The organism is Ralstonia sp. A12, from assembly GCF_000801955.1.
Taxonomy (GTDB): Bacteria; Pseudomonadota; Gammaproteobacteria; order Burkholderiales; family Burkholderiaceae; genus Ralstonia.
This window is the reverse complement of the sequence record NZ_JSZO01000031.1, coordinates 1-17,073: the sequence shown is the minus strand read 5'-3', so window position 1 is coordinate 17,073 and position 17,073 is coordinate 1. Positions and strand designations below refer to the sequence as shown.

16 protein-coding genes are annotated in these 17,073 nt (G+C 58.7%); 9 read left to right on the top strand and 7 right to left on the bottom strand.

Annotated elements, in window-relative coordinates; genetic code table 11:
- Window positions 1–9: 9 nt before the first annotated feature.
- Both PI87_RS23930 and PI87_RS23925 read right to left on the bottom strand, forming a co-directional pair.
- Window positions 10–1,467, bottom strand: a complete 1,458-nt coding sequence (locus PI87_RS23930) for a YncE family protein (RefSeq protein ID WP_039600229.1) — start codon at window positions 1,465–1,467, stop codon at window positions 10–12.
- An 8-nt stretch (window positions 1,468–1,475) separates the two neighbouring features.
- The gene (locus PI87_RS23925) at window positions 1,476–1,898 is read right to left on the bottom strand and encodes a DUF305 domain-containing protein (protein WP_039600228.1); all 423 of its coding nucleotides are present in this window, start codon (window positions 1,896–1,898) and stop codon (window positions 1,476–1,478) included.
- A gap of 603 nt (window positions 1,899–2,501) precedes the next feature.
- On the opposite strand from PI87_RS23925, the gene PI87_RS23920 reads away from it, so the two are divergent.
- Complete coding sequence (locus PI87_RS23920) at window positions 2,502–3,092, top strand: hypothetical protein (protein ID WP_039600227.1); 591 nt, start codon at window positions 2,502–2,504, stop codon at window positions 3,090–3,092.
- Between the two features lie 168 nt (window positions 3,093–3,260).
- Here the strand turns inward: PI87_RS23920 and PI87_RS23915 are convergent, their stop codons facing one another.
- The 3 genes from PI87_RS23915 to PI87_RS23905 form a co-directional block, all read right to left on the bottom strand.
- Window positions 3,261–4,595: an MFS transporter gene (locus PI87_RS23915; protein WP_052321718.1), complete on the bottom strand. Its 1,335-nt coding sequence runs from the start codon at window positions 4,593–4,595 to the stop codon at window positions 3,261–3,263.
- 122 nt (window positions 4,596–4,717) lie between these two features.
- A complete protein-coding gene (locus tag PI87_RS23910; RefSeq protein ID WP_052321717.1) occupies window positions 4,718–5,467 on the bottom strand; it encodes a glutathione S-transferase N-terminal domain-containing protein in 750 nt (249 codons plus the stop codon).
- Window positions 5,464–6,351 carry an HpcH/HpaI aldolase/citrate lyase family protein gene (locus PI87_RS23905; RefSeq protein ID WP_039600226.1) on the bottom strand — a complete coding sequence of 296 codons (888 nt, stop codon included), beginning with the start codon at window positions 6,349–6,351 and terminating at the stop codon, window positions 5,464–5,466. Before PI87_RS23905 ends, PI87_RS23910 begins: the two co-directional genes overlap by 4 nt.
- A 117-nt stretch (window positions 6,352–6,468) precedes the next feature.
- Here PI87_RS23905 and PI87_RS23900 point away from each other — a divergent pair, with 117 nt between their 5' ends.
- Entirely contained in the window at window positions 6,469–7,884 is a 1,416-nt protein-coding gene (locus PI87_RS23900) for an aminotransferase-like domain-containing protein (protein ID WP_039600225.1), read from the top strand.
- 167 nt (window positions 7,885–8,051) lie between these two features.
- Here PI87_RS23900 and PI87_RS23895 read toward each other — a convergent pair whose 3' ends face one another.
- Both PI87_RS23895 and PI87_RS23890 read right to left on the bottom strand, forming a co-directional pair.
- Complete coding sequence (locus tag PI87_RS23895; protein ID WP_039600224.1) at window positions 8,052–8,630, bottom strand: cysteine dioxygenase; 579 nt, start codon at window positions 8,628–8,630, stop codon at window positions 8,052–8,054.
- Window positions 8,631–8,807: 177 nt separating this feature from the next.
- Entirely contained in the window at window positions 8,808–9,722 is a 915-nt protein-coding gene (locus tag PI87_RS23890) for a LysR family transcriptional regulator (protein WP_039600223.1), read from the bottom strand.
- Between the two features lie 296 nt (window positions 9,723–10,018).
- Here PI87_RS23890 and PI87_RS23885 point away from each other — a divergent pair, with 296 nt between their 5' ends.
- The 7 genes from PI87_RS23885 to PI87_RS23860 form a co-directional block, all read left to right on the top strand.
- The gene (locus tag PI87_RS23885; RefSeq protein ID WP_039600222.1) at window positions 10,019–10,492 is read left to right on the top strand and encodes a PaaI family thioesterase; all 474 of its coding nucleotides are present in this window, start codon (window positions 10,019–10,021) and stop codon (window positions 10,490–10,492) included.
- A 154-nt stretch (window positions 10,493–10,646) separates the two neighbouring features.
- Complete coding sequence (locus PI87_RS29720; RefSeq protein ID WP_232314078.1) at window positions 10,647–11,225, top strand: aromatic amino acid transport family protein; 579 nt, start codon at window positions 10,647–10,649, stop codon at window positions 11,223–11,225.
- Complete coding sequence (locus PI87_RS29715) at window positions 11,222–11,935, top strand: hypothetical protein (RefSeq protein WP_232314077.1); 714 nt, start codon at window positions 11,222–11,224, stop codon at window positions 11,933–11,935. The genes PI87_RS29720 and PI87_RS29715 overlap by 4 nt, the downstream gene beginning before the upstream one ends.
- A gap of 22 nt (window positions 11,936–11,957) precedes the next feature.
- Entirely contained in the window at window positions 11,958–13,184 is a 1,227-nt protein-coding gene (locus PI87_RS23875) for a MalY/PatB family protein (protein WP_039600221.1), read from the top strand.
- A 210-nt stretch (window positions 13,185–13,394) separates the two neighbouring features.
- Entirely contained in the window at window positions 13,395–14,594 is a 1,200-nt protein-coding gene (locus tag PI87_RS23870; protein ID WP_039600220.1) for a CaiB/BaiF CoA transferase family protein, read from the top strand.
- An 8-nt stretch (window positions 14,595–14,602) separates the two neighbouring features.
- Window positions 14,603–15,808, top strand: coding sequence for a 3-sulfinopropanoyl-CoA desulfinase (gene acdA, locus PI87_RS23865; protein WP_039600219.1), 1,206 nt, complete (start codon window positions 14,603–14,605; stop codon window positions 15,806–15,808).
- Between the two features lie 11 nt (window positions 15,809–15,819).
- Window positions 15,820–17,073 (top strand): MFS transporter (locus tag PI87_RS23860; RefSeq protein ID WP_232314076.1); only part of this gene is annotated, 1,254 nt, incomplete at its 3' end.

Sequence of the window (17,073 nt, the reverse complement as noted above, 5' to 3'; positions counted from 1 at the left end):
TGCTGCCACTCATTGTGCGGCGACCTGCAATTGAACCGGTTGGCCGGGCTTGCCGTCGACGACGGGTGCAATCACCAGATACCGTCGGGTGTCCGCTGCTTCTGCTTGCACGATCTGACGGATCGGACCGACCGCGTTGACAACGGCAGACCCTGCCAGGTTGGTCACGAAATTGGCCAGAGGCTGCTGGGTGCCAGAACCATCAGCCTTCTCGGCCAGTGCAACAACATAAGGCTGCTTCGGCTTCAGCCCTGTGACGGAGGCTTGGAGTACCTGCAGCAAGCCTTGGTCGAACAGCGCAACGCTGGTTCGAGTCGTGCCAGATGAGCTACCTACGTCTGTCAGCGACAGCAATGCCACTTGGCCTGCTACGCCGAGTTCCCGAAGATTCTGCATACCGTCACCGCTAGGCACGGCATCGGGGACATAGGCAACAGCTTGCGGCGCTTGACCGATAGGCACGTTGCCAACAACCCTGTTCGAGGCCGTGTCAATTGCGGCAAGGGCGTCACCGTTCTCTAGGCCGACGTAGATGCGGGTGCCATCCCCAGAGGGCCACAGACCGTGCGGAAGGTTGCCGACGGGGATGGTCGCAACTTGGGAGAAATCATCCGTGCGGAAAACCTTCACTTGGTTAAGCCCGCCAACGGTCACGTACGCGAACGTCCCTTTGCTGGTTCGCACAAAGTTAACGTGGTTGGTGATCGGACCGGTTTCAAACGACTTGATGATGCCAAACGGCGGCCTCGCGTCGAAGACGGTCGTCTTGCCAACGTCCTTTTGCGTGAACCAAACCTGCTTCCCGTCGGGCGAGGCCGCGATGTTGGGGCAGAACGGGCTGTCCTGCTTCACCTTGGCGATGATCTTGTGAGATGCAACCTCCACGATGGCGGTCTCCGGATTGAACGATGAACAAACGTACCCGTACTTTCCGTCAGTTGAGAAAATCTGCATCCCGGGACCTGCAGCGGTCGTAATGCGAGCCTTCTCTTTGAAGGTTGCAGTATCGATCACGGAGACATAGTTCTCGCCTCGAACGGTAACCCAGACTTCCTTACCGTCAGGTGTGAAGAACGCCTCGTGAGGTGAGCGGCCGAGATAGGTGGTGTGCTTTACCGCGTTGGTGGCCGTGTCGATGAACGTTACCGCGTTCGATCCAATCGATACCACAACCAGGGTTCGATGGTCGGGCGAAAAACCGAGACCATGAACAAGCACCTGTCCGCGATAAAGCGGACTGAAGCTGCTAGGCGAGGGATCACCTAGGCGGATGACTCCCAGTAGTCGGTTATCGACCGGATCTGTTACGGACACGGTGTTCGAAAATTGCTCGGCTGCGTAGATTCGGTCCCGATGGCTCATCGGGATGTCGGCGTCGGTGTCGCGGCCGGGCGCCTGACCAGCAACTGCAAGGCCGGAGAAAAGTGCGCACGAGACCAGCGACGAGAGCAAGCGTTTCTTGAGCATGCCGGCTCCTAGTGCGAAGAATGGTGATGTTCGGGGGCTGCGGCCGCACGCGCGGCTGCACCGACCTGAGTGGGCACCGGTACAGAAGGCGGCAGTTGTTCGCCCAACGCGATTTGCATGGCGGCGATTTCTTGCTGCTGCTCCACGATGATTTCCTGGGCGATGCGCCGTAACTGCTCGTTGCTTCCGTAGCGAAGTTCCGCCAAGGCCATGTCAATAGCGCCTTGGTGATGCGGAATCATCTTGGCCGCAAAATCTCGGTCGATGTCACCAGAAGGCTTGATCTCCATCGCAGCCATCATCTTGTCCATCGCTGCTTCGTTCTCGACACGGAACGCCTCTTGTTGCGTCAAAGCTCCTGCCCAGGTTGTGACTGCCGTGACAGCCAAAAGCGCTGTTGCGGCGATGTTCTTGGTTTTGATCCAACGCATGATGACTCCGTGTAACGGGACACATCCCTTTTCCGGTAGACACCACAGGGCGAGGTTTATTCCCGTTGGCGGAGCGAATTTTTTTAAAGTGGGAGCTAGTGAGGCCACTTCAGAATACGAAGCCATGTACGCCCAGGCCGATTCATATCGCTGCCATCGGGCGAAAAGACTTGATTCATCTGGTGTCGGTACAGAGTGCTGAATCACTAGGCCACATGACATCTTCACTTTTTCTCATCTTTGGAACCTGATTCGAGTCCTTTAAGTTTGGTGACACATTGCCTGCCGATGCTTGCCTTGTGCATCAGCATCAGCATCAGGTCGGTTAAGCACATGCGCCGAGAGGGAAGCGGCGGAGCTGTATCTATGTGGCTTTGGAATTCCGTTATCGGCGTATCCCCTGCGCGTCCACCCTCGCTGAACGACAACGCCTATTTACTGATGCGAAGCGAATGCTGGTCTGTGTGGAATATCTCCATGACAAGTAGCGGAAGGCTATGCAAAACGATGTCGGCGCGGACGTGGGTGGGACGCCGCGACACGGGCGTCTGTTGCCCCAGATAGCGACAATGGATGGCGCACGCCCTAAAGCGCGCCGCCTCAATGGGCGACCTGGATTCACGGGTGGAACTCGCCCATGCAAGGCTGGCGGCGTTCCAGTCCCGCGTGTCCGCAAGCGCCGGGGCGCAGGTAAGCGATGGCATTGCAAGCGCCGCCCCGTCGGACGAGGCTGCTGACCTGCGCCGCGAGTTAGAGGGCCTATCGAACGCCGGCAATCATCGGGTCGCAATGTTCCCCTACGCTGAGACACTGGACTCGGGCATCCTGGGTGAGAGGGATCCCCAGCTCGGCAAGGCCTGGGTAATGGCGGCGATGCAGCCGAGCGGAGGCTTTGATGAGAGGTTGGTCGAATCGTATTCTGGTTACGCCGCAGCAGTTGGCCCGGAACGGGCCCGCATGCTGAGCACGGCCAAAGAGATCAACGGACGGTGTTGCCAGCGCATGTTAGAGCGTTTCGTAGGGTGTCGCGAAGCGGCAATGCAAGCGTGTCAAATGGATATGCCGCGCTGCCGAGGAGCTTATAAGCTGTTCTTTCCCACCGCGCTGGAGCGACATTCCATCACATGTCGAGCCATGCGTTTGACCTATCCGGCACGCTGGATAAGTATCGAATCGACTGTGAGGGGAGCATAAATGTGACCGATGCCGTGGATCGATGCAGGGCTGTGGCTCTATTGACGAGAGCCGATGCGCGGTACGGTTTTCAGTGTGACCCAACGAGCGTACCCAGTACACTTTGTTGACATCAATGAAGCCATAAAGCTTGCCGTATCCACCGCGGCTCCCCTCAAAAAAACGCGCTCAGGAATGAGCGACGCTATCTCGCACCGCCAACTTCCTCGGAAGCGATATTAGGACCAGTAGCGCCGCGACCAATGTGCTCACCGCAATCAAATAGAGCGCAGCCTCTGTATTGCCCGTGAGCTCTTTGACCTTACCCACCAGATATGGACTGATTGCTCCTCCAAGATTGCCAACGGAATTGATCAGTGCGATGCCGCCCGCTGCTGCTGGTCCTGCAAGCACCTTCGACGGGAACGTCCAGAACACGGCGAGACAACCGATCGTCCCGGCGGCAGCTAATGTCAGCGCAAGGAGCGAGATGGTGGTATCTCCTCCGAACCAGCCCGATAGCACATAGCCGGCCGCCCCTGCCAGCAGCGCAAATCCGAAATGCCGTTGACGTTCGCCGGTGCGATCCGAACTCCGCCCCAACAGGACCATGGCAACGCAGCCCGCCATGTAAGGAATGGTGGTTAGCAAACCGATCGTCATCTTGCTCGAGATGCCTGTTTGCTTGATCAATTCTGGCAGCCAGAAGGTCAGCCCCCAGAGCCCAATCAAGGTCAGCAGGTAGACCGCTCCAAGGAAGAGCGTTTCCGGTTGACGCAACGCCTTGCCGAAGTGGTGTTCGCGGCTTGAACTGGATTCCATCGCCAGGTTGCTTTCAATCACGTGACGCTCGGCCGCCGTCAGCCACTTTGCGTCGGCGGGGCGATCGGGCAGGCAGAAGAAGACGGTTAGCCCGAGCACCGCCGTGGACGCGCCTTCAAGCAAGAACAGCCACTGCCATCCAGGCAAGTTGCCACTGCCATCGAAGTACGTCATGACGAAGCCGGCGATCGGCCCTCCAACGACACCCGAGAGCGGCACCGACGTCAGGAACAGCGCGTTGATCTGGGCTCGCTTCTTGGCCGGAAACCAGTAGTTGAAGTAGAGCATCACGCCGGGCATGAAGCCGGCCTCCGTCGCGCCGATGATGAAGCGGAGAATATAGAACGAAGATTCATGTCTCACGAACATCATGCACGCCGACGCAATCCCCCACGAGATCATGATGCGCGCGATCCATCGTCTTGCGCCGACCCGTTCAAGAATGATGTTGCTGGGGATTTCGAATAGGAAGTAGCCAATAAAGAAGATGCTCGCACCCAGGCCATAGGCCGCATCCGATAGCCCGAGGTCGCTCTGCATCTGCAGCTTCGCAAAGCTGATGTTGACGCGATCGAGATACGCAAAGATGAAGCAGATCGCCAGAAAGGGAATCAGTCTCCACGTGGCCTTTCGATATGCCGCCGCTTCTAGCGACGATGCGCCAGACACGTCGAAAGCACCGACATCGCCGGTATTGTGCATGGTTTGTCTCCGAGTATTTTTTAGTTCTTGGCGCTTGCGAGGGTTCCCCCTCGCCGCGCTTGTTGAATCAACTGCCGAAGCTGAGCGTGGTCAACTCTTTCTTTCTGTTGCAACCGTTGGACTCAGCCGTGTCGCCTCATAGCTTCTCTCCACCAATCGATTTCAGCGAATCCCAACCCGCCGTCATCGGGATGCACCTTCCGGCCGAAGCCATCGTGCAAATCCAGTCCTCGCCGAAACCACTTTGCGATGGGATCGTCTTCTTCGAGGATCTTGAAGTCGCTGGCAAGTCGCCCCCACTGGAAGGCTGCCAATACGATGTAATCGGCATGACCAGGCATCGCTCCCGACAACCACGGTTGCTTGTTCAATGTGAGCCGGATCGGGTGAATGGCCTTTCTGAAAGCCAGGACCGTCTGGTCGCGCGTGGCTTGCGCTTCCTCCAGCGTGCAACCAAGCATCTCTTCCCGGGTGCGACGGAAGTAAGGCCGGTCATACGGGTCCATGCGGTCGAACACATCGCGCGACACTAAGCGCAGCATGGTTGGATGAATCACCTTGTCAGTGAAGCACTCGACAAAGCGCGCCACACCTCTGCCAAGCGGGCACCCTAGCAGCGGAGGTCGATCTGGAAACGTCTCATCCAGAAATTCCGCGATGTCCCAGCTGTCTTCGACGAAGGCGTCACCAATGCGAATCGCAGGCACCGTGCGGTTCGATCCACCCAGCTCGCCAATATCGGGAAAGCCGATGTGCACAGATTTGAATGACAGCTCCTTGTGCCGCAGGCCAAAGCGCGTGCGCCAGCAAAAGGGGCTGAATCGGGTGTCGTCAGCAGCAGCAAGCTCGTAAAGAGTGGCGTCAGTACTCATGCTTGCACCGCCACCTTGTGTTGGGCCCCGCTTTGCTTTGCGAGAGCCAGAATGCGTTGCGAGGACCTAAGCACAGGCTTCTGCAGCATGAGGCCGTTGAGCACGGCCAAGCCTGACGAGCCGCTCTCCTTGAATGCCTCTACGGCTTGTTCAGCGCGGGCGACCTCTTCCGCGCTTGGCGTGAAGTACTCGTGCACCACCGGAATCTGCGTTGGATGAATGCAAGCTTTGCCGGTGAAACCAAGTTCCGCAGCGTGCTCGGCTGCTACGCGTAGTCCGTCCATGTCCTCCAGGTGGATGTGCGGGACGTCCATAGCGTCCAGTGCGAAGGCCGCTGCGGCATGCGCCATCCGCGAACGCGCATAGAGCAACGCCTTCGAAGTCCGCTTGCAACGAAGGTCGGCAGACAAATCGACCTCGCCAAACAGGAGGCAGGCCATACGCGGGCTAGCGCCCGCGATGTCGAATACATCCTCCAGACCTTGATTGGTTTCGAGCGTGACGTAGAACTTGATCGAAGCCGTGCGGCCGCCTTGCAGCAGTTCCTCCAGCAGCTTGATCTCGGCAGCCGAGCGGACCTTGGTCAGCATCACAGCATCGGGCACGAGCTCCACGCGGGTCAGCGCCTCTACATCGCGCAGGCCATGAACGGTATCCAGGGAATTGATCCGCAGTACCCGCTCGCACCCCGAAGGGTTTTCCTCGGCAAACAAAGGCAGCGTCAGATCGCGTGCCTCGTCCTTGTGCGTGATGGCTACAGCGTCTTCCAGATCAATGCATACGACATCGGCTCCGGAAACCAATGCCTTCCGGAATCGGTCGGGTCGCAGGCCGGGCACGAACAGCATGCTGCGACGAGGGATGGGTTGAGTTGTGTTGTCCATGACGTCTCCTTGTTGTCATGGGCAACTTTAGGAACGAGACACAAACTGTCACAGTGACAGTTCTTCGACTAAACAACTGGTACAGTTGTGGCGGCCCGCAGACAGGGAGGAGACCCGATGACGCGCTATCTGGAAATCGCCGAGGACATCGCGAACCTGATCGCCGATGGCTCCCTGCGACCCGGTGACCCTTTGCCATCTGTGCGCCTAGCCGCAGAACAGCGCAAGGTCAGCAAGGGCACGGTCGTGCAGGCGTACTCGGTATTGGAGGCTAATCGCCTCATCGAAGCCAAACCGCAATCCGGTTTTTATGTGCGCGCACATGGCCCTGGTACTGCTCAACTACCTCGGAACAGCCTGACCCGACCGAAGGTCGTTCGCTCCAACACACCTGAGCGTGTGCGTGAAACCCTGGGTGACCTCGTAGGCTCCCGAGACACGTCGCTCGGATCTTCCTTTGTCGACCCATCACTGTTTCCGATGCAGACGCTGAGCAAAGCGCTGAGCGCAAGCAGCCGTCAAGGCAACTATGCCAAGACGCTGGTCGACTTGCAGTTGGGCCTGCCCTCGCTACGCCGGGCCATTGCGCAGCGCTATCTAGAGTTGGGCTACGCCGTACCAATGGACGAGATCGTCATCACTTGCGGCGGCATGGAGGCAATCAGCCTGTCCTTGCAGGTGATGACTCGCCCCGGTGACCTCGTACTCATCGACTCGCCCATGTTCTTTTCTGGGCTGCAATTGCTTAAGCAACTAGGGTTGGGCGCACTGGAGATGCCAACCGACCCCGAAAGTGGTCTGGATCTGGGCCTGCTGGACAAGACCCTATCGCGCCATAAAGTGGCAGCCTGCCTGCTCATGACAAACTGCCAAAATCCGTTGGGCTTCTCGATGCCGGAGGCCAAGAAGCGGGAATTGGTCCAGTTGCTATCAAGGCATGACGTTCCGCTGGTCGAGAACGACGTCTACGCCGAACTGCAGTTTGGTCTACACAGAAGCCGCGCCGCCAAAGCCTTCGACTCTGAAGGCATGGTGCTGCACTGCGGGTCTTTCACCAAGTGCCTAGCGCCCGGATTCAAGATTGGGTGGGTAGCGGCTGGACGCCACCGCGAAGCTATCGCAAACCGGAAGTTTGCAACCACCCTGGGAACATCCGTTCCACCTCAGGCAGCGATCGCGCACTATCTGCTTCACCATGCCTACGAAAGACATCTGCGCGGCCTTCGCAAGTTGCTGCAGGAGCGCGTCAATCAGATGTCCCAAGCTATTTCGGCATACTTCCCGGCAGGCACGCGGCTATCGAGGCCGGCTGGCGGCTTTGTGCTCTGGGTTGAGATGCCTGAACCAGCCGACTCTTACACGCTGTTTGAGCAGGCTGCTTCGCGCGACATCGCCATCGCACCTGGGCCGATCTTCTCGGCCCGCGAGGGCTATCGAAATTGCGTCCGACTCAACTGCAGCCATCCATGGTCCGACGCACTGGATGAGACGCTGCAATGGTTGGGGCGCAGCGTTTACGACATGTGCCGATAGCGTTCTCAGCTATTGCAAGATGCCGCGTCGCAATGACGAACGGGTTGTAACGGCCGGAGCGAGCAGTGGCTGCTGCTGTAGTGTAGCCCCTTTCTCCGCGAGCGTCTCCCTCAAGACTATTTGCTGAGTACCTGCGACGACGCAATGCTATTGCGCGTTCTGACTGGCTACCCCGTAGCCTCAGCCTCGTTGGAGTAGCCGGAGATGAAGGTTTTGGGCATGCTCGTCAGCGGGTCGAAGACGTGCCGCGAAATCCGTCCGATGTTTCCACCGTAGACATGAACGCTAATCGAGACTCGATCTTCGTAGGTGTTGGAGACTCGATGGATGTCTCCTGTGCGCGGTGAAATGCTCTCGACAGTTCCAGGCTTGAGGTAGTCGATGCCGAGTGACCGCATTGGCTGGCCAGGTTCGCCGAGGTCAAAGGACTCGGCGCGCTCGCTACCTCGCAACATGCCGATCAACGCCCACACCGTATGGTTGTGGATCGGCGTTTTCTGGCCCGGCCCCCACACAAAGCTGACAACCGAAAAACGATCCGATGGATCGGCATGTAGCAGGTACTGCTGGTAGTACTGGGGATGCGGCTGCGCATACCGTTCCGGAAGCCAGTCATCGCGACGGACGATTTCGGCAAGGAGCTCGCGGCCTGTACTGAGGATTTGCGCCTCGTCATCCGGAAAGTTGTCAACGAGCTGCGTGAATTCGCGCACGAAATGTTTGAAGTGCGTAGCCGGAACTTGCATCAGACGTCTCCAATAGCTAGGTGTTGTTGTCGTCACCGGGCCGCCCGAACTGGATGCTGGATCGTCGACGGCCCCAGAGCTGTATGGATTGTTGTCTCAGGGCTGTTCCTAGGCAATTGAAGAAAATTTCAACTGCCGGACGGACTTCGGATGTTAAAGACAGGCGTGGCGTCAGCGTTAACGGGTGTTGGGTTTGAGTTCAGCGTGATATCGCCGAGCCTCTTGCCAGAAGGCGTGAGCGACCGGGGACAGGCGATTCTCGTTCAGGCATACCAGTCCAATGCGTCTCGATGTGCCCGGGGAAAGAGGGCGAAACACGGTACCGGGGTACCGATCTGGAAGGGCCAGCTTTGCCAGGACCGAAATACCTTTGCCGGCCGCAACCAACTCCAGTATCGACATCAGTTGCAGCAGTTCATAGGCCACGTTCGGGCGTAGCCCATGCCGTGAGAACAGCTTGGTCACGAGGACTTGCGAGCCCGCGCGGGTCAATATGAACGGGTCAGCCGTCAGCTCCTTGAGCGGAACAGTCTCCAGCTTTGCCAGAGGATGGCCAGACGGCAGGACCGCGACGAGCTCATCAACAGCGAGCGTTTGCGTGTCAAAGTCTGACTTTGGAAGCGTGACCGCCGCAATCTCCAGCCGGCGCTCGATCAGGTCGCGCGATGTCTGCTCGTCTGGCTTCTCGGTAACGACGATATCAACGCCAGGGTAACGAGCCTTGAACCGCTCTATCAGCGGCGGGAGAACCCTGATCGTCGCACTCGCGCCGAATGACCCCATGCGCAGCAGACCAGTTTTCAGCTCAGCACCAGCCAGCGCTGTGGCCTGAACCAACTGAAGGGACGCAAAGATATCGCGAACATGGGGAAGCACATGTTCCCCCGTATAGGTGAGGGCGACCCCCGACGCGTTGCGGTCGATCAACTCCGTGCCCAGCGCTTTCTCGAGCGCCCGCAGCGCGTGACTCGTTGAAGAAGGCGACATGCCTAGCTTGGAGCCAGCACTTGCTATCCCGTCTGAAGAAGTGAGCGCCAGCAAAAGTTGAAGCTGCCGGAGGGTCGGCGTCGAGGTTCCGGATCGATGCCCCATTGAATTTTTCCTCAAGTTTTATGCGGCTGCATGAACATCGTATTGGCAGCGTCGCACCAGGGCAAGCACTGTCACGTGGGCAAATCATTGCCTCAGCACAAGAACCGTTTTGCCGAATGGGCGTGCTGGCATGATGCGCTCGGCAGTGTGTGGGAGTTGATGTGAATTTCAATTGTTCATGAACTTGATGAAGTAATACGATAAATCCAAGTTCAAGAGCGGAGCGGGATGAGAACGATGTCAACTGTTTTCCTGTTGATCGTTAGCATCTCAGGCTCCGACGAGGAGACAAAGCGATGCCCGCACCCGCCATACAAGACGTCTACCCGCCGGAGTTTGCGCACTGCTACGGCTGCGGCGCGCGCAACCCACACGGTCATCACCTGAAGAGCTATCTCGTTGGGGAGCAGACGGTGGCTAGGTTCACACCCGATGTTCGGTACAGCGGGGGCGTTCCCGATCATGTTTATGGCGGGATGATTGCCTCGCTTCTCGATTGCCATGGCGCGGCATCCGCAGCGGCTTTCGCCTACCAGAAAGAAGGGCGGCAAGTGGGCGAAGGTTCGGAGCCGATTCGATTCGTAACAGCTTCTTTGAAGGTCGCCTTCAAGCAGCCAACGCCGTTGGGCGTTGAGCTCGTCATTACAGGCCGCCTTCGTTCACTTGAGGGGCGAAAGGCGTGGATCGACCTGGAGCTGACCGCAGGCGAACAGACCTGCGCTGTCGGCGAGATGCTGGCCATTCGACTGCAGGACCACGCGCACAGCTGACCTGCACCTGACGTTCCTGCCCTTCCCGGTATCGCGGGAGGGGTCTCACCACTGCTGTTGAGGCACCGGGCCTCGCCATCACAAGAACGATAAAACGTCGGAGCGCCTTGTCGCGTTCGCGCGCGCCTTTGCGCCCATCAACAAGGAGACAAGCTTGCGTACTTACGCGGAGTTGAACACCTCATCTGGACCGGTGCGGGACGTACCGTTCACTAGCTACGACGTGGGTTGGGTGATCCTGTGCATCGGTATGGCCATCGGCGCCGGCATCGTTTTCCTGCCGGTGCAGGTCGGTATTACGGGCGTGTGGGTGTTTGCTGCTTCAGTGGCGCTGGCGTATCCGGCGCTGTACATGATGCAAGAGCTGTATCTGCAGACGTTGTCGGGCAGCACGGAGTGCGAGAACTACGCCGGCATCATCACGCAGTACTTCGGAAAGAACTGGGGCATCTTTCTGGCGGTGGTGTACTTCTTCATGCAGCTCAAGGGCATGCTCACTTACTCCCTGGCGGTGACCTTTGATACGGCCAAGTATCTGCAGAGCTTCGGCGTGACGTCCGGGCTGCTCTCTGATAGCCCGTTCTTTTCGTTGGCCATTCTTTGTCTACTGGTCCTCGTCGCCGCGCAGGGCGAGAAGCTGATCTTCAGAGTGTCTGGCCCGCTGGTGCTCTTCAAACTCGGTGTCGTCATGCTGCTGGGCGTGGTGATGATTCCCCATTGGGACTCCGCATGAACCTGCCGCCGCTGCCTGAGGTGAAGCGCTTCGTGATCGACACCATCCTGACGGTGCCGTTCACGTTGTTCTCCATCCTGTTCGTGCAGATCCTAAGTCCGATGAACATTGCCTTCCGCAAGGTGGAGAAGGATCCGCGCATCGCTACGTACCGTGCCATCCGCGCCAATCGCATCGCGTATGCAATTCTGGCTAGCGCTGTCCTGTTCTTTGCCACGTCGTTCGCCTTTGCGCTCTCTCACGAGCAAGCACTCTCTGCCAAGGCGCAGAACATCTCGGCACTCGCGCTGGCGGGCAGCGTGATCCATGGGGATGGTGTGCTCTACATGACTGCGGCGCTGAACGTATTCGCCATCCTCACGGCCTTTCTCGGCATCTATCTCGGGTTCGAAGAGGCGATCAAGGGCGTTGTCATGAACATCCTCACGCGCTTCGTTCCACGTGAGCGTGTCAATGCACTCCTGGTATCTGCGGGTGTTTGCGTATTCATTGTGCTAGGCCTTTGGTTCGGGGTGCAGACGCGTTTCTCGACCCTGTTGCTGCAGCAACTGGCGTCGCCAATCTACGGCATCGCGTCGTTCATCATTCCGTGCGTTCTGGTCTACAAGGTGCCTGTGCTCCGGAAATATGTTTCTCCCAAGGTTTGGTACGTGTTCGTGTTTGGCGTAATCGTGTGTCTGTCGCCCGTGCTCAAGGCGATGGGCTACTGAGCGGGACAAGAGGTAGAAGGCAATGACTCAGAATCCAAGCGTGTTGCCGATAAGCAAGACCCGGTTTGATTTCGACACCGTGGTCGACCGCAGCCGTAGCAATTCACTCAAGTGGGGTGATCCCACTGGCGCCATGACGGATGTCCAGGCTCAGGCCAAGCCGTTGCCCATGTGGGTGGCGGACATGGATTTCAAATCACCACCTGCGGTCATCGATGCGCTACATGAAGCCGTTTCGCACGGCGTTTATGGATACGTGGCGGGCATGACCAAGGGTTATGTGGATGCCGTCATTGGGTGGCAACAAAAGCGATTCGGTTGGGACGTACCTCCGGGCTGGGTGGTTCCGGTTGCCAGTGTGATAGCGGCGCTCAAAACAATCGTGCAGGCGTTTTCGCAGCCAGGTGACTCGGTGCTGATCCAACCGCCGGTCTACGTGCACTTTCACCATGACGTGGTGATCAACGGCCGACACGTGACCACGGCGCCGCTGCAGTTTGATGGCGAACGGTATCGCTTCGATGCAAAGGTTTTCGAGAACGCGATTCGGGACAACACCAAGATCTTTATCCTCTCCAACCCGCACAACCCAACGGGCAACGTGTGGACCGAGGACGAACTGCGCACGATGGGCGAGATCTGTCTGAACCACGGGGCGCTGGTGATCGCCGACGAAATTCATTGCGACTTTATTTTCGGTGCGGGAAGGAAGCACACGCCGTTCGCTTCACTCGACAGACGATTCGCCCACAACAGCATCACGTGCACGTCAGCGAGCAAAACGTTCAATCTTGCTGGGCTGCAGTGCGGCAACATGTTCATTGCCGACAAGGTCAAGCGAGACGAAGTCATCCGGAGCATCGACAGAAACCACAACACCCGCCTCAACTTGCTCGGCATGGTAGCAACCGAAGCCGCCTTTACACACGGGGCCGAATGGGTGGACGAACTCGTCGCCTATATCGCGCAGAATCAGCGCCATTTTGCCGAGCGCATCAACGCGCTCGATGCCGGCTTGAAGGTGATCGATATGGAGGCGCTCTATCTCGCCTGGATCGACTGCCGGGCACTCGGAATGACGCCGGAACAGCTGGAAGACTTCATGCTCGTAGAGGGCCGATTATGGCTGGACAAAGGGCCTAAGTTTGGTGTCGAAGGCCATGGGTTCATGCGGGTAAATCTCGGCTGCTCGCGCCAGACGGTGGACCTCGCAATTGATCGCATCTCCAAGGCGCTTGCGCAGCGCTGAGCACGTGAGGTCGATATAGGCCAAATCAAACGCTCGCCCTTGGATTGAAATCAGTTTCAATTGTGAGTGCGGGACGTGAAGTTTAGAGTGTCTCAAAAGTCATGTTGTGAGGAGGAAGGCAATGAAAGCCCTTAGCTGCTTATATGTTTCGTGGTCGCTGGAGCACGCCATTCGCGTGCGGTGGACCGGACTCGTCGGCGGTGGTGTCGCATGAACGCTCAACGGAAGACTGCACTGGCTGGAATCAAGGTCCTCGATCTCTCTCGCATCCTGGCTGGGCCCAGCGCGGCCCAGCTTCTTGGTGATCTTGGAGCGGATGTCGTCAAGGTGGAAAAACCGGACGAGGGCGACGACACACGCAAATGGGGCCCGCCTTATGTACGTGGAACGTCGGGCGAGGAAACGGAGGAAAGCGCCTACTACCTCGCCGCCAATCGAAACAAGCGATCGATTGCCATCGACATCGGGTCTGACTCTGGTCGTGAGCTCGTGCATCGGTTGATTGCGCAGGCGGATGTCCTGGTGGAGAACTACAAGGTCGGCGGCTTGGCCAAGTACGGCCTGGCGTACGAGCAGATCAAGGACCGATATCCGGGCCTCATTTATTGCTCTGTCACGGGTTTCGGGCAGACAGGGCCCTACGCCAGCCGACCTGGCTATGACTTTTTGATCCAGGGCATGGGCGGCATCATGAGCCTGACTGGTGTGCCAAACGGCGAACCGATGAAAGTGGGCGTTGGGATCGCGGATGTCATGACTGGCATGTACGCCACCGTCGGTATCCTCGCGGCGCTCCAACACCGCGAACGCATGGGTGAAGGCCAACATATCGATATTTCCCTGCTTGATACGCAGATCGCTTGGCTCGTCAATGCCGGCACGAATTACCTAGCCGACAAGAAGCTGCCAACCCGCCTGGGTAACGGTCATCCGAATATCGTTCCGTACCAGGTGTTCTCGACGGCAGATGCACCGATGATTCTTGCCGTCGGAAACGACGCTCAGTTTTGGAGGTTCTGTGAGGTCGCGGGGATAGACGAACTTGCATCCGACGAGCGCTATGCGACCAACCCGATGCGAATCCGCAATCGAGCCGTACTGTGCGACTTGGTCGACAACGTACTGAGAACGCGACCTCGCGCGACATGGCTTCGCGAGCTCGAAGCGGTTGGCGTGCCGTGCGGGCCCGTCAACGACCTGGAAGACGTATTTGCCGATCCGCATGTCAAAGCGCGCGGTGCGGAGTTGCATATGCCATGTGAATGGGCAATGGATGGGGAAATTCGCCTCTTGGCGAACCCGCTGCGCATGTCGGCAACGCCGCCGAGCTACAGGCGGCCGCCACCACAGCTCAACGAGCATGCAGCCGAAGTGCTGACGGATTGGCTTGGAAACAATAAAACGCTCTAGGAGACGACATGTACGACCTTACCCCCGAACAATTGACCCTGCAGGCCCAAGCGCGCGAACTGGCTCAATCGGTGTTCGCACCCACTGCCGCCAATACCGACCTCACGGAACAGTATCCATGGGACAACGTCGCAGCACTGCGCGACACAGGGTTCATGGCTATGACGCTGCCAAAGAGCCTGGGCGGGCGTGGCCTTTCTTACCTTGACACGGTGATCGTCATTGAGGAGATGGCCAAGGCATGTGCCGCCATGGGCCGCATCACGGTCGAGGCGAACATGGGCGCAATCGGCGCCATCGCCAAGTACGGAACGCAGGAACAACTGAAGCTCGCAGCGGACCTTGTGCTGGCAGGAGACAAGCCCGCCATCTGCATCTCCGAGCCCAACGCGGGTAGCGCCGCCAGTGAGATGACCACGCGAGCCGACAAGAAAGGGGATGACTACATCCTCAACGGCGAGAAGTACTGGATCACTGGCGGTGGCGTATCGAAACTGCACCTGATCTTCGCGCGTGTGTTTGACGACGGTGTGGAGCAAGGCATTGGCGCCTTCATCTGTGTGCGTGATGGCAATACACCTGCCGAACTGGTGGTAGGCCGCAGGCTCTACGCGATGGGGGTGCGTGGCATTCCCGAAACCCATCTGGAATTCCGCGACCTCAAGGTGCACAGGTCGATGCTCCTGATGCCTCCTGGTGGCCTGAAGCGCGGTTTCGCGTCCCTCATGACGGCATACAACGCGCAGCGGGTCGGTGCGGGCACGGTGGCGCTGGGTATCGCGCAAGGCGCGTTTGAGGAAGGTATGGCGTACCTGAAATCTCGGCACCAGTTCGGCCGGCCCATTGCTGAGTTTCAGGGCCTGCAGTGGATGCTGGCCGATATGTCGATGCAGCTGGAGGCGGCGCGATTGCTGCTTCGTTCCGCAGCTTGCAGCGGCGCGGAATTCCCGGACATCGACAAGGCGGCGCGGGCCAAGATCTTTGCGGCTGAAACGGCCAACAAGGTCACCAACGACGCCCTGCAGTTCTACGGGTCGTCCGGTTATGGGCGTCACAACGCGATGGAGCGGCATGTGCGTGACGCGCGCATGTTCACCATCGCCGGGGGTACGGCGCAAATCCTGCGTACGCAGGTTGCCGCAACGCTGCTTGGCATGAAGCTGCCGCAGACGCGCGATGGCTATCTGAAAGCGGCACAGGGCAAGCCAGCCTGAGTTGGTCTGAGTTGCGAGACGCGTGGCCACGTGTCTCGCTGTCAGAAAATCACCGTGCCTCCCATTCTCTCCATCTGTTGCATTCTTCTACGACCGGGGCGCTCGACCCTGGCGAGGCACACATGAATCGTCAATTGCTTCTATGCATCGGCCGTGCGGGTACCTGCATGGGCACGATGGCATTTGCGGGTGCATTGCCCGTGCTGCGTTCTGTCTGGCACATGGACGCAACGACCGCCGGCACTATCCAAACAGCGTTCAATCTGTCCAACGCCTTGGCGCTGCTTGTGGCGTCGTGGCTTTCCGACAGCCTGGGTGCCAAGCGCATGTATCTGTTCTGCACATGGGCTGGTGCCGCAGCGCTGATTGTCTTCGCGATCTTTGCGCGATCCCCACATGCCGTGTTGATCCTGATCGTATTCGTAGGGCTCACGCAAGGCGGCGCCTACACACCGGCGTTGCTCCTGACTGCCGACCTGAGCCCGCCGGCGAAACTAGGTCGGGCAATGGGGCAGATGCTGGCAGCCGGTTCGTTCGGCTATCTTCTTTCCGTCTCGCTATCGATGTGGGTAGCCAAGTCCTATGGCCCTACGGCGGGCTTTTCCATCTGCGCCATGGGGGCCTTGGCCGGTGCGATGATTGGCCAGTTCAGCCTTAAAGGCGTGGAGAACCGACGAAGCAAGCATGACGCGCCGTCATCTTCCGCGCCGATGCAATGGAAGAGCATATTTGGACCGACGTCTTTATGCCTGCTGGTTGGGTATGTTGCCCATTGCTGGGAACTGTTAGGCAACTGGGCGTGGACACCAATGCTGCTGGCGACAGCACTTCAGCCGTCTGGTTGGGGCGCAATGACCACCAGCCTGATCGTGGGTGGCGCGGTGCACCTGTCGGGCATGATCGCTACTGGCGTTGTGGGTGCGCTGTCGGATCGATGGGGTCGATCGCGTGTGCTGATGTACGTTGGCGGCATGGGTGCCCTGTGCTCCATGCTGATCGGCTGGTCCGCGCACTGGGGCGCCGGGTGGGTGATCGCGTTGGCGGCCATCGGCAGCTTCTTCATTCTGGCAGACTCGGGCGTGCTTTCAGCGGCCATGACTGACGAGGTGCCGGCAGCCTACCTCGGACGCGTTATGGGCGTCCGATCGATTCTGGGGTTCGGCGCTGGTGCGCTTGCGCCAATGACATTCGGCGCAACGCTCGATTTGACGCACCAGTGGGGGTGGGCGTACATGCCGCTCGCTGCCGGTGGGTTGATTGCGTTC

Coding starts and splice junctions, on each gene's coding strand:
- PI87_RS23890 (WP_039600223.1), bottom strand. CDS start 9,722: ATGGGGCATCGATCCGGAACCTCGACGCCGACCCTCCGGCAGCTTCAA.
- PI87_RS23895 (WP_039600224.1), bottom strand. CDS start 8,630: ATGCAAGTTCCGGCTACGCACTTCAAACATTTCGTGCGCGAATTCACG.
- PI87_RS23925 (WP_039600228.1), bottom strand. CDS start 1,898: ATGCGTTGGATCAAAACCAAGAACATCGCCGCAACAGCGCTTTTGGCT.
- PI87_RS23870 (WP_039600220.1), top strand. CDS start 13,395: ATGAACGCTCAACGGAAGACTGCACTGGCTGGAATCAAGGTCCTCGAT.
- PI87_RS23875 (WP_039600221.1), top strand. CDS start 11,958: ATGACTCAGAATCCAAGCGTGTTGCCGATAAGCAAGACCCGGTTTGAT.
- PI87_RS23915 (WP_052321718.1), bottom strand. CDS start 4,595: ATGCACAATACCGGCGATGTCGGTGCTTTCGACGTGTCTGGCGCATCG.
- PI87_RS23930 (WP_039600229.1), bottom strand. CDS start 1,467: ATGCTCAAGAAACGCTTGCTCTCGTCGCTGGTCTCGTGCGCACTTTTC.
- PI87_RS23905 (WP_039600226.1), bottom strand. CDS start 6,351: ATGGACAACACAACTCAACCCATCCCTCGTCGCAGCATGCTGTTCGTG.
- PI87_RS23885 (WP_039600222.1), top strand. CDS start 10,019: ATGCCCGCACCCGCCATACAAGACGTCTACCCGCCGGAGTTTGCGCAC.
- PI87_RS23900 (WP_039600225.1), top strand. CDS start 6,469: ATGACGCGCTATCTGGAAATCGCCGAGGACATCGCGAACCTGATCGCC.
- PI87_RS29715 (WP_232314077.1), top strand. CDS start 11,222: ATGAACCTGCCGCCGCTGCCTGAGGTGAAGCGCTTCGTGATCGACACC.
- acdA (WP_039600219.1), top strand. CDS start 14,603: ATGTACGACCTTACCCCCGAACAATTGACCCTGCAGGCCCAAGCGCGC.
- PI87_RS23910 (WP_052321717.1), bottom strand. CDS start 5,467: ATGAGTACTGACGCCACTCTTTACGAGCTTGCTGCTGCTGACGACACC.
- PI87_RS23920 (WP_039600227.1), top strand. CDS start 2,502: ATGGGCGACCTGGATTCACGGGTGGAACTCGCCCATGCAAGGCTGGCG.